Annotated in this window: 1 protein-coding gene; it reads left to right on the forward strand. The window is 47.7% G+C overall.

Going from position 1 to position 438, the window contains the following annotated elements; translation table 11 throughout:
* Positions 1-387, forward strand: a 387-nt coding sequence (locus EJJ37_RS21300; protein ID WP_204596873.1) for a hypothetical protein, incomplete at its 5' end; no start/stop codon positions are given.
* Positions 388-438 lie beyond the last annotated feature (51 nt).

A 438-nucleotide genomic window follows, 5' to 3' on the forward strand; every position in this document is an offset into this window, starting at 1 on the left:
AAAAAGAAAGAGTTGAGTAGGGAGAAAGGAAAAAGAGAGAGGGGAAGGGAAATATTAAAAAGAAAGAGGAAGGAAGGGGGGGAGGGAAAGAAAAGAGGAGGGAAGAGAAAGAAAAAGGAGAGAGAAGGAAAGAAAAGAGAAAAAAGGAAAGAGGGAGGAGGGGAAAGAAAAGAAGAGGGGAAAGGAGGAAAGGAGAAGGGAGGGAGAGAAAAAGGAAGAGGGGGAAGAAAAAGGAAAAGAAGAGAAGGAAAAGGGGGGAGGAAAGAGAGAGAAAGGAGGAAGGGGTGGAAAGGTGAACAAGAGGAAGGAAAGGGGGGGAGGGAGGGAAAGAAAATTAAATTAGGAAGAGGGGGGGGAAGAGAGGGAGAAGAAGGAGGGGGGGGGTGAGAGAATAAGTGGGAGGGGGGGAGAAAGGGGGGAAAGAAGGGATGGGAAAAA

The sequence above is a fragment of the Clostridium cuniculi genome (assembly GCF_004353185.1).
Lineage (GTDB): Bacteria > Bacillota > Clostridia > Clostridiales > Clostridiaceae > Clostridium > Clostridium cuniculi.